The sequence below is a fragment of the Maribacter caenipelagi genome (genome assembly GCF_004364175.1).
Lineage (GTDB): Bacteria > Bacteroidota > Bacteroidia > Flavobacteriales > Flavobacteriaceae > Maribacter > Maribacter caenipelagi.
In genome coordinates this window covers 457,933-470,090 of the sequence record NZ_SNZW01000011.1, presented here as the reverse complement: position 1 = coordinate 470,090, position 12,158 = coordinate 457,933, and the positions used below count along the sequence as shown (strand labels likewise).

At 32.8% G+C, this 12,158-nt stretch carries 10 protein-coding genes; 8 read left to right on the top strand and 2 right to left on the bottom strand.

Annotated elements, in window-relative coordinates; all coding sequences use genetic code 11:
• Positions 1-147: 147 nt before the first annotated feature.
• The 8 genes from DFQ03_RS02830 to DFQ03_RS02795 are packed head-to-tail and all read left to right on the top strand — an operon-like array spanning position 148 to position 10,197.
• Positions 148-339 carry a helix-turn-helix domain-containing protein gene (locus tag DFQ03_RS02830; protein ID WP_208295881.1) on the top strand — a complete coding sequence of 64 codons (192 nt, stop codon included), beginning with the start codon at positions 148-150 and terminating at the stop codon, positions 337-339.
• Positions 340-350: 11 nt separating this feature from the next.
• Positions 351-1,898: a type I restriction-modification system subunit M gene (locus DFQ03_RS02825; RefSeq protein ID WP_133671508.1), complete on the top strand. Its 1,548-nt coding sequence runs from the start codon at positions 351-353 to the stop codon at positions 1,896-1,898.
• Positions 1,891-2,373, top strand: coding sequence for a nucleotidyltransferase substrate binding protein (locus tag DFQ03_RS02820; protein WP_133671507.1), 483 nt, complete (start codon positions 1,891-1,893; stop codon positions 2,371-2,373). Before DFQ03_RS02825 ends, DFQ03_RS02820 begins: the two co-directional genes overlap by 8 nt.
• Positions 2,373-3,884, top strand: coding sequence for a restriction endonuclease subunit S (locus tag DFQ03_RS02815; RefSeq protein ID WP_133671506.1), 1,512 nt, complete (start codon positions 2,373-2,375; stop codon positions 3,882-3,884). The genes DFQ03_RS02820 and DFQ03_RS02815 overlap by 1 nt, the downstream gene beginning before the upstream one ends.
• Positions 3,885-3,894: 10 nt before the next feature.
• On the top strand, positions 3,895-5,679 hold the full coding sequence (locus DFQ03_RS02810) for a DUF262 domain-containing protein (protein WP_133671505.1): 1,785 nt from the start codon (positions 3,895-3,897) through the stop codon (positions 5,677-5,679).
• Complete coding sequence (locus DFQ03_RS02805; RefSeq protein ID WP_133671504.1) at positions 5,679-8,900, top strand: type I restriction endonuclease subunit R; 3,222 nt, start codon at positions 5,679-5,681, stop codon at positions 8,898-8,900. The genes DFQ03_RS02810 and DFQ03_RS02805 overlap by 1 nt, the downstream gene beginning before the upstream one ends.
• A 15-nt stretch (positions 8,901-8,915) precedes the next feature.
• Positions 8,916-9,872, top strand: coding sequence for an ATP-binding protein (locus tag DFQ03_RS02800; RefSeq protein ID WP_133671503.1), 957 nt, complete (start codon positions 8,916-8,918; stop codon positions 9,870-9,872).
• Positions 9,873-9,903: 31 nt separating this feature from the next.
• Positions 9,904-10,197 carry an STAS-like domain-containing protein gene (locus DFQ03_RS02795; protein WP_133671502.1) on the top strand — a complete coding sequence of 98 codons (294 nt, stop codon included), beginning with the start codon at positions 9,904-9,906 and terminating at the stop codon, positions 10,195-10,197.
• 57 nt (positions 10,198-10,254) lie between these two features.
• Here DFQ03_RS02795 and DFQ03_RS02790 read toward each other — a convergent pair whose 3' ends face one another.
• Positions 10,255-11,280 (bottom strand): DUF3871 family protein, encoded by a 1,026-nt coding sequence (locus DFQ03_RS02790; protein ID WP_133671501.1) that lies wholly within the window; start codon positions 11,278-11,280, stop codon positions 10,255-10,257.
• Positions 11,255-12,127 carry an AAA family ATPase gene (locus DFQ03_RS02785; RefSeq protein ID WP_133671500.1) on the bottom strand — a complete coding sequence of 291 codons (873 nt, stop codon included), beginning with the start codon at positions 12,125-12,127 and terminating at the stop codon, positions 11,255-11,257. The genes DFQ03_RS02790 and DFQ03_RS02785 overlap by 26 nt, the downstream gene beginning before the upstream one ends.
• Positions 12,128-12,158: the final 31 nt, after the last annotated feature.

Below are 12,158 nucleotides of genomic sequence, written 5' to 3'. Positions count from 1 at the left end.
TTTGTGTAAAAATAATCGAGGTTGGAAATTTTTTTTATAAAAAATTTGAAAGAAACTACTAATAAATATTTATAAAAACATAACGTATTTCGTGATATTAATAGTGAAATACATATCTTTAAACCTTCCCCTAAAATTTTAATACAAATGAATCGGATAAAAGAGGTCTTAGAAGAAAAAGGTATTAAACAAGTATGGCTAGCCGATAAGCTCGGTAAGAGCTTTAATACTGTAAATGGTTATGTACAAAACCGAAACCAGCCAAGCTTAGAAGTACTTTATGAAGTAGCAAGTATTCTAAATGTTAACCCAAAAGAGTTACTAAAAACAACAATATAATTTATCAATTAATGGCAAAGACCAAAACAAAAAAAGAAGAGCCTTTAGAAAAGATACTTTGGGCAACAGCAAATAAGCTCAGAAAGAATATCGATGCAGCCGAATATAAACACGTAGTGTTAGGTTTAATATTCCTGAGATATATCTCAGAAGCTTTTGAAAGCCTATATGCAAAATTAGAAGAAGGAAAAGGAGAATTTGAAGGTGCAGACCCAGAGGATAAGGATGAGTATAAAGGAGAAAATGTATTCTTTGTACCTACTAAAGCTCGTTGGAGTTTTCTTCAAGACAATGCAAAAAATGCTGAAATAGGAAAGTACATAGATGCAGCAATGGATGCTATCGAAAAAGAAAACCCAAGACTTAAAGGTGTGCTTCCAAAAGTATATGCAAAAGAAAACCTTGATACTACCAATTTAGGAACATTAGTAGATATGATTGGTAATATTGCATTTGGTGATGTAAAAGATAGAAGTGCAGATGTATTAGGGCACGTATTCGAGTATTTCTTAGGTGAATTTGCATTAGCAGAAGGTAAAAAAGGAGGACAGTTCTATACGCCAAGAAGTGTGGTAGAATTAATGGTAAATATGTTAGAGCCATACAAAGGTCGTGTAATGGACCCTTGTTGTGGTAGTGGAGGTATGTTTGTACAGAGTGAAAAATTTGTAGTAGAGCATCAAGGAAATGTAAGTGATATTTCTGTGTATGGACAAGAAAGCAATCAAACAACTTGGCGTTTAGCTAAAATGAATTTAGCTATTCGTGGTATAGATAGTTCACAGGTAAAGTGGAATAATGAAGGCTCATTTTTAAAAGACGAGCACAAAGACATAAAGGTAGATTACATAATCGCAAACCCACCATTTAATGATGATGATTGGAGTGGTAATTTATTAAGAAAAGATGGAAGATGGCAATACGGTGTGCCACCAGAAGGAAATGCAAACTACGGTTGGATTCAACATTTCTTGTATCACTTATCACCAAGCGGACAAGCAGGTTTTGTATTGTCTAAAGGTGCTTTAACTACTAAAACTTCTGGTGAAGATGTAATACGTAAAAACTTAGTAGAAGCTGGTTTAATAGATTGTATTGTAAACCTACCTGCAAAACTCTTTTTAAACACTCAAATACCTGCTTGTTTATGGTTTATTAGTCGCAATCGTACCAATGGTAAATTCAGAAATCGTAAAAATGAAATACTATTTATAGATGCACGTAATTTAGGGCATTTAATAAACCGTAGAACAAGAGAATTATCAGAAGATGATATTAACCTCATTGCAGATACTTACCATAATTGGAGAAATACAGAAGGTAATTATGAGGATGTTGCAGGTTTCTGTAAAGCAGAAAGTATAGAACGAGTAAAAGAACTCGATTGTGTATTAACACCAGGGCGTTATGTTGGGTTACCAGATGAAGAAGATGATTTTGATTTTGCAGAACGTTTTACAAGTTTAAAAGCAACATTCGAGACACAACTAAAAGAAGAAGATGCGCTTAATAAAGCTATTAAAGATAACCTTTCTAAAATCGTAATAAACAATGAGTAAAGAAGATATAAGATGGGAACAACGCTTTTCTAATTATGTAAAAGCATTTAACAAGTTAGATCAAGCAGTTACAAAAATCAAAGAAGATTATGCAGTAGATGAAGATGGTAATATTGATGATGATGAATTTTTGGATGACATTATAAAAGAAGGGGTGATAAAACGATTTGAGTACACGCACGAAATAGCTTGGAACGTAATGAAGGATTATGCGGAATTTCAAGGTAACACTAATGTTGGAGGCTCTCGTGATGCGGTTAGAGAGGCTTTTAAAATAGGTTTAATTCCTAACGGTAAAATATGGATGGAAATGATTATAAGTAGAAATAAAACATCTCATACTTATAATGAAGAAACAGCTGATGAAATATTTAATTTAGTTATTAATGATTATCACTATGTTTTTAAAGCATTTTTAACCACAATGGAAGAAAAAAGAAGTGGTGAGCAAGAAAAACTTTTTGAAGAAGAATAATGTACGGATTAGAACAAGGAGACATAGATAAAATAAACTCGGTTTTTAGTAAATATCCAGAGGTTGAAAAAGCGATATTATATGGCTCAAGAGCTAAAGGTAATTATAAGCCACACTCAGATATAGATATAACCTTAGTAGGTAAAACACTTAAATTATCTCAGCAATTTTCTATTGAAACAGATTTAGACGATTTATTACTGCCTTATAAAATGGATCTATCTATTTTTCATAAAATAGAGAATAAAGATTTAATAGAACACATAAACAGAGTTGGTATTAATTTATATAATAGTAGCGATAATTTAGAAAAATTAGAAAATGAAAATGAATGGGATGAAGTAATTATTGGTGATTATATTGATTTGATTAGCGGTTATGCTTTCAAGTCAAAAGATTTTTTAGAAAACCAAGTAGAGAACTCTTTATCTGTTTTAAAAATAAAGAATGTAGCAAATGGTGATGTACATCTTAATGGAGTTCAATATCATTTGTATAATGATAAGTTAGAAAAATTTTTAATTACAAAAAATGACACCCTAATAGCAATGACTGGTAATCATCCACAAGCTAAGTCACAAGTGGTTGGTGATGTTTCAAGATATAGATTAAATACAAATAGTTTATTAAATCAAAGGGTTGGTAAAATAGTATGCTCAGAAAATATTGATGAAGATTTCACGTATTACTTTTTCAAAGACGATACAACTCACAAATATTTAGCAAATCAATCTTCTGGTAGTGCGAATCAAGCAAATATTTCAAAAACTAACATCCTCAATTTAGCTGTAAACCTTCCATCTTTGCCAGAACAAAAAGCTATAGCCAATGTACTTAGTGGTTTAGATAATAAAATAGACTTACTTTACAGGCAAAATAAAACATTAGAAGGCTTATCAAAAGCATTATTCAGACAATGGTTGGTTGAAGAAGTAAATGAAGAATGGGAAGAAGAATCTTTAAGTTCAATAGCAACTTTTCTAAATGGTTTAGCTTGTCAAAAATTTCCGCCAAAAAATGAAATAGATAAACTACCTGTTCTAAAAATTAAAGATTTAAAGTCTGGTCTATCAGAAAGCAGCGATTTCGCAAGTACAGACGTAAATGAAAAATACCTTGTACAAAATGGTGACGTTATATTCTCTTGGTCAGCTTCATTAGTTGTTAAAATATGGGATGGAGAAGATTGTATTCTAAATCAACATTTATTTAAAGTAACCTCAGAGCGTTTCCCTAAATGGTTTTATTATTTATGGAGTAAGTATCATTTAGATATGTTTATTGCAATAGCTAAAGCACACGCTACAACAATGGGGCATATAAAAAGAGGAGATTTAGACGATGCAATGGTAGTAATTCCACCACCTGCAGAATTAGCGAAAATGAGTAAAACATTTACACCGCTAATCGATAAAATTATAGCAAACAACAAACAGATTAAACAAGTTGAAAAATTAAGAGATACGCTTTTACCTAAATTAATGAGTGGTGAAATAAGAGTGCAGATATAATATACATAAAATGGCAATAGAAGTAGCAGGAAAACAAATTACCACAAATAAAATAGCAATAAAAGAAGTCTTTGCAGAAGATATGTGGTTTAACATACCAGATTACCAAAGACCCTATGTTTGGGGTGAAGACCAAATATCTACACTCTTAGATGATATTGCACACGCAGCAGTAAATACACCCAAGAGTCAATATTTTTTAGGCTCGTTAGTACTGCATTGCCAAGACAAAGAACACGATGAAACGGCTTATATAGAAAATGCTGTATTAGATGGACAACAACGTCTAACCACGTTATACTTATTGCACGCAGTCATTAGAGATAAAACAAATAATAATTCACGAAAAGGGTCTTGTGAAAAAGTTATTTTTCAACAAGGTAATCCAGATGACGGTATTCCAGAACGTATGCGTGTAGAATTTGCAATACGTTCTGAAGTAGCAAAATTTGTAGATAAATATATCAAACCAAAAGACGCTACCTTACAAACGGAAGATTTAAAAAAACTTACTGCTTCCTCAAAAGACGTATCTATACGTAATATGTCTAATGCCATTTTGATAATGCAAAAATGGCTGGCAAATGATAGTAATGAAGATGTAGATACAATTTTCCCTTACTTGCGTAAAAACGTAGTTTTAGTCTATGTAGCAAGTGGCGAGTTAGAAGATGCGTTTAGACTATTTACCGTATTAAATGATAGGGGTATTAAGTTAAGAAATAGTGACATATTAAAAGCGCATAACCTCAAAGAAGTAAGCACCTCTTCAAAACAGGCAGAATACGCTAAGTTTTGGGAAGAGTTAGAAGGAGAATTAGGTGAGGATTTCGATCAGTTTTTATCCTACATACGTACTATTTTGGTAAAAGAAAAAGCACGCTATAATTTACTTAAAGAGTTTGAAGATAGCATCTATGCACCCAAAGTATATAATCAAAGTACAAAGAAATATGAGCGGACCACACCATTACTTACAAAAGGTGATGCAACCTTTGATTTAATAGAAAGCTACAAAGGTCATTTTGATAAAGTATTTGACGGCAGTAATTATTCAAATACAAATAATTGGGCGTTTGATAATTTGATAAGTGTAATGCAAGACACTGCATTGTCAGATATTTGGATTCCTTCTCTTTTGGTATATCGCAAGCATTTTGGAGACGTAAAAATCTATGAGTTTTTAAAGTTATTAGACAATAAGTTTTCTGGTGATTGGATTGCAAGAGAAACACCTACTACCAGAATTGAAGCAATGAATACAGTTCTTAAAAAAATAGAAGAAGTTGCAGCTCTTGAAGAAGAGGTTGAAACTAAAATATATCTACTTTTTAGTTCAACCGTATTTAAATTCAATACCATAGAGTTTATAAATCAATTAGAACATAGTACTATCTACGGAAGGCGTTTTGCACGTTATATACTGCGTAAAATTGATTTCTTATTAGATGCACCTTTATATTCAGAAAGAAGAAACTCTTATGGTCAAATGACAGTAGAACACGTACTACCACAAACACCAAAAGACGATAGTCAATGGAATAACGATTTCACACCTGAAGAACAAGAAGAATGGACGCATAAATTAGGTAATCTTGTGCTAATTAGCAGACGTAAAAACTCTGGTCAAGGTAGATTAGATTTTAGTGATAAAAAAGCAAAGTATTTTACAAATAGCATCGAGACTTTTCCTAATTCAATAAGGGTTATGCAAAAACCACAATGGACAGTTACGGAGTTAAGGGATAATCATAACCAGCTTATTAATATCATCAAAGCGCATTACAACATATAATGACAAAACTTTTTGAAGACGACATAGAGCAATTATTAATAGAAGAGTTAAAGGCTTTAGGCTACAACTATGTGTATGGTCCAGAAATAGCACATGATGGCGAATTTCCAGAAAGAGAAAGTTATGCAGATGTTGTATTACATAATCGTTTAAAAGAAGCCATACTACAACTAAACCCTTTAATTCCCGAAGTAGCGAGACAAGATGCTTTTAACCAAGTTTTACGTATCAGCTCACCAGACCTTTTAGTAAATAATGAAGCGTTTCATAGAATGCTTACAGAGGGTGTAAAAGTATCATATAGAAAAGATGGAGTTTCTCGTGGTGATTTAGTGTGGTTGGTAGATTTTGATAATGCAGAGAATAATGAATTTGTAGTTGCTAATCAATTTACAGTAATAGAAGATAATCACACAAAAAGACCAGATGTTATTCTGTTTATTAATGGTTTACCATTGGTAGTGATAGAATTAAAAAATGCAGTAGATGAAAATGCGACTGTAAAATCAGCTTTCAAACAATTACAAACCTATAAAGCGACCATTCCAAGTCTATTTACTTATAATAGTTTGTGTGTTATTTCAGATGGTTTAGAAGCAAAATCAGGTTCATTATCAGCAGGTTTTTCACGTTTTATGAGTTGGAAAACAAAAGATGGTGAAACGTTAGCTTCTCATTTAGATTCTGAAATAGAAGTGTTAGCACAAGGACAACTAAACAAAAAAACATTAATAGATATTATTAGGTATTTCATAGTATTTGAAAAATCTAAAAAAGAAGATTTTAAAACAGGTATTACAACTATTGATACGGTTAAAAAGGTAGCAGCTTATCATCAATATTATGCAGTTAATAAAGCAGTAGAAAGTAGTAAAATAGCTGCTGCAGTAGATGGTGACAGAAAAGGTGGTGTGGTATGGCATACACAAGGTTCTGGTAAATCTTTATCAATGGTTTTCTATACAGGTAAAATTGTGCAAGCACTTAATAACCCAACAGTATTAGTAATTACAGATAGAAATGATTTAGACGATCAATTATTTGACACCTTTGCTTCTGCAACGCAATTATTAAGACAAAAACCAGTACAAGCTACAGATAGACAACATATAAAAGAATTATTAAAAGTAGCTTCAGGTGGTGTAATTTTTACTACAATACAAAAATTTCAACCAGAAGAAGGTAATATATATGAAACCTTAACAGATAGAAAAAATGTAATTGTTATTGCGGATGAAGCACATAGAACACAATATGGTTTTAAGGCTAAAACAGTAGATGATAAAGATGAAGATGGTAATGTAATTGGTAAACGTATTGTATATGGTTTTGCAAAGTATATGCGTGATGCTTTACCAAGTGCAACTTATTTAGGTTTTACAGGTACACCAATTGAAGGTACAGATGTTAATACACCAGCTGTTTTTGGTAGTTATGTAGATATTTATGATATAGCGCAAGCAGTAGATGATGGTGCTACAGTTCGTATTTATTATGAAAGTAGATTAGCTAAAGTAAATCTAAGTGAAGAAGGGAAAAAGTTAGTAGAGCAATTAGATGAAGATTTAGCAAATGAAGAACTTAGTGAAACCCAAAAAGCTAAAGCTAAGTGGACACAGTTAGAAGCCTTAATAGGTAGTGAGAATAGAATTGGAAACATAGCTCAAGATATTGTTTCTCACTTTATTGCAAGGCAAAATGTTTTTGAAGGTAAAGGAATGATTGTTGGAATGTCACGAAGAATTGCGGCAGAATTATACCATCAAATCATTAGTATTAGACCAGATTGGCATCACAAAGATTTAGATAAAGGAGTAATAAAAGTAGTAATGACTGCCGTATCTTCTGATGGACCAAAAATGGCAAAACACCATACTACTAAAGAACAAAGAAGAGCTTTAGCAGAACGTATGAAAGACCCTAATGACGAACTAAAACTAGTTATTGTTAGGGATATGTGGTTAACAGGTTTTGATGCGCCTTCAATGCATACGTTATATATAGATAAGCCCATGAAGGGGCATAATCTAATGCAAGCAATAGCAAGGGTAAATAGGGTTTATAAAGATAAGCCCGGTGGATTAGTAGTGGATTATTTAGGCATTGCATCAGACCTTAAAAAAGCATTAGCATTTTATAGTGATAGTGGTGGTAAAGGAGACCCAACAATTGCGCAAGAACAAGCGGTTTCTTTAATATTAGAGAAAATAGAGATAGTATCTCAAATGTTTTTAGAAAAACCTGAAAGAGGTTATTCTAAGGCATTACAAAATTTAGTAAATGAACCTTCTGCACCTTACATCGGTAAAGATAGAGGTTTGCTTTATGAGGAATATTTTACTGCTGATACTAAAACAAAATTGAAGATAATTCTTATAGCAGAAGAACATATTTTGAGCTTAGAAGATGGTAAGAAGAGGTTCATTAATGAAGTAACTGCATTATCTAAAGCATTCGCAATAGCTGTACCTCACGATGAAGCTATGGATGTGAAAGATGAAGTATCATTTTTCCAAGCAGTTAAAGCAAGATTATCAAAATTTGACACAACAGGTATTGGCAGAACAGATGAAGATTTAGAAACTGCCATACGTCAGGTGATTGATGAAGCATTAATATCAGATAAAGTAATAGATGTATTTGATGCAGCTGGTATTAAAAAACCAGATATATCTATTTTATCAGAAGAGTTTTTGATGGAAATTAAAGGTATGGAGCATCAAAATGTAGCATTAGAAACCTTAAAAAAATTGCTAAATGAAGAAATAAAATCAAGAAGCAAAACAAACTTGATACAAAGCAAATCACTTATGGAAATGCTTGAAAATTCAATAAAAAAATATCAAAACAAAGTACTTACAGCTGCTGAGGTTATTCAAGAGCTTATAGATTTAGCAAAGCAAATTAAAGATGCCGACAAACGTGGTGATAATTTAGGTTTATCTGAATACGAATTAGCATTCTATGATGCTATTTCTCAAAATCAAAGTGCAAAAGACGTATTAGGAGATAAGATATTAAGAGAGCTTGCTATATACTTGGTAGAAACAGTTAAAAGTAATGCAACTATAGACTGGACAATAAAAGAAAGTGTAAAAGCAAAATTAAAAGTAATGGTAAAACGTGCACTTAGAAAATTCGGTTACCCACCAGACCAGCAAAAATTGGCAACTGATACCGTTTTAAAACAAGCTGAACTTTTAGCAGATTTCTGGAATTAAAAAAGAGCATTCATTTTGGCACATTTTCCAATCACAATAGATTTTAGAAATATTTCTGGTCACGCTCAAATAGTAGATGCGTTGTCCAGTTCATTTAATGCAATAACTAACGATACTGTTCATTTTACCATAAACCTTAATACGTACTCAATGCTATACTCTGACCATTTGGTTTTGATAGGTAGTACCGTAAATCATTTAAGAAATAGAGGAATAACAGTAACAGGTAATTTTCAAGACTTCAGATATAATTCAGGACAGGTCCAATATGCAAGTAGAGTAAATTTTTTCGAACAAATTGGATTTTCTTATCAAGAGAATTATGTAAGACACACTGCCTCTGGACGATTTACTGAAATTAAACGTTTTGACAATAGCAATTCAATTGATATCCATAAAGAAATTATGAAAATTTTGTTTAAGGATTCAATAAACAAAGATATGTTGATAGTTTTAGATTATTGTCTTTGGGAAGTCATTGATAACACAATTCGTCATTCAAAATCTGATGGCACACTAAACAATGGTAGTGGTTTTATTAGTTGCCAATATTTTCATTCTCAAAAACAAATTAGAATTATCATAGCTGATAATGGGCAAGGTATTCATCAAGCATTAACATCCCACCCACAAAGTAAGTACAAGAACTTTAATGAATCACAAGCTGTTGAGCACTGTATAGATATGGGCGTTACAAACAGTACCGGTATGGGCTTTGGTCTATGGGCTACAGCAACATTAATTAAAGAGAATGGAGGTAAGCTAATTATTCATTCGGGCAATCATACATTAGAAGTAGACAGTAATGAATCGCTTACCAATACGACTAAATGGCAAGGAGCATATACTTATATCAGAGTTAATACGGATGTAGCAGTTACATATGATAAAATATTCAAAAGTGACGTTCAAAAAAATTCTTTTGAAGAGCGTTATGAGGATTTATTAGGAAATATCGAAGACCTTTGGTAATTTTGTGCGAAATTTTTCGTTTATTTAGAGTATGCAAATAGATTTTGGAAATATTGGATCCAGCCTAGGCACTAGAGCTTTAGGTCATGAATTACGCTTGGAGATTGAAAAATCTCTTAGAAGTGGAGGATTTGTTGTTTTTAATTTTGAGGGAGTACAATTAATCTCTCACTCTTTTGCAGATGAATGTTTTGGCAAACTTTTACTTTCGTTAGACTTCAATAATATTAAGTCTAATTCTACATTTAAAAACACAAATGATTTAGTTAAAAAAACTATTTCCTTTACCTTAAAAGAAAGAGCTTCTCAATTAGCAGAAGCATAGATTTACCTACATTGATATTAATGAATTTAGGCCGCCTTTTTACAGGCAGCCCATCATTCAACTCAAAAACCAACGGTAGTTAGAATCGCCATTGATTGCCTTTGAGAGACCTTCAGTAAAGCTGAAGGCATTCACACTTCTATCTAAAAAAGTGTTGATATAACTATTCTTATTGGCCCCTGTTAGGAGGTTATAAATATTCCATAGGTTTATGCTTCCATCTTCATTTTTACAGAAGCTTTTATCTGCAAAATAGTCTTTAGCTATCGCATTAAAGTGATTGTCATTCAATAGAAGCTCTGGCAAAACTACTTTCTCCTCTTTTGGTAAAAAGTTATAAAGCCTCACCTTACCTACCAACTGTGCAAACTGCTTCTCGCTTAAACGATAGTTAGACAAGTTTTTCATTTCTTCTAAATGCTTAGATGCGGAATACCCTTGAATTAGTTCCATCATCTTCTCTTGCAGTTCAAGTACTGATGAAACCTTCATTTCCGACTGAAATCCATCTGTAGAGATACACATGTTACAGCACACCATATTTTGAAACCCTATAAAGAACTTAAACTTTTCAAATCCTTTTTTTGAATACAGGTTTTCATGATTGTATGCTCGTACCCCTCCAACTATTAATGACAACTTATTACCATTTATAGTCTCTACAATTGAAGGTATGCGTATTATAAAAGCCATACGCTCAAAATACTGCGTACGTTCGTGATCCAACAAGTCTTTTGCAGACTTGTGAATCGCATCGGGGGTTCTCCCTTTTATCTGATGACTAACACGTATTTCTGGTGCATTTATAACTTGACCAGAATAAACTGATGCAACACTATTATAGGCTACATGAATAAACTCTTGATGTGCAATTGTCTTTTCATTGTCTTTTGAAAATACAGGTATAATGCAATTATGTTGCAGTTCTTCCAATGACACTTCTTGCGTGTTAGCCTCTATGAAAGGTTTTTGCTTAAACTGCAAGCCGACATCAGGTACCTTTACCTCTTCTAATACCAATGCTTGATTGGTATTGTTTACGTTTGCTTGCGAGTTCTTATTGCGTATTGACACTAGTTCCATTTTTACTAAAATTATTTGGGTTAGACAGTTTCTCTAGCTCTACTTTCTTTTGTTGAAATTGAGCTTGATGTGATTTTTGAAAGTTGGGGTATTGTTTATACAATTCCATCAACTTAGATACGGAGAGGCACTCTTGGATTCTAGTATCTATACCTTTAAGGGATAAAGGTTCGATATTACACCATTGCAGTAACTTTTTACCCGTTGCAGAATTAATTACAAATTCGGGTTTTCCAGTAAACAGTCCAGTACGGTCTTTAGATACCTTTGCAAGGTGTTGGTCATTTACAATCTCAAAGTTGACGGTTAACTCGTACTCAAACCCTTCTCTTGTAATCTCCTTTGTTCCGTGTTTTACAACTTTTGCTCTACCATTACTACCCATATCTAAAGAGTAATCTACTTTTCGTCTTGTAGTAGTAATGATATGGCAATTAGCAGAAAGGATTTTATCTATAAAAGCTTGATGTCTTGGTGTTACCTTAGCCCAATCTTGAAATCTACCACCAAGTTGCTCTTGAATTTGCAAACAGCCTCCCGTTCCGCTCCATTCGTGCGTTATGGAATCAATGATTACGACTTCCATTTTAGCTCGCTCACAAGTCTCTATTGCTTCATTGTAACGCTCTGGGCTATAAGGAGAATAAAGGTCTAGGACGTTAAATGTACCGAGGTTTGAATATAGAGAAACCGAAGAGTTTTCGGTGTCAATGACGGCTATCTTAGTCCAGTCTCCAGTTAAGCCGTACGCTAATTGTAATGCACTGTACGTTTTTCCAAAACCGCTAGCACCAGAGATGCCTAAACGTAGTTTTACATTCTGCCTTTTGCTTTGTTTTAATTGCATAATAAAAAATTTAATTGATTAATATTTATGT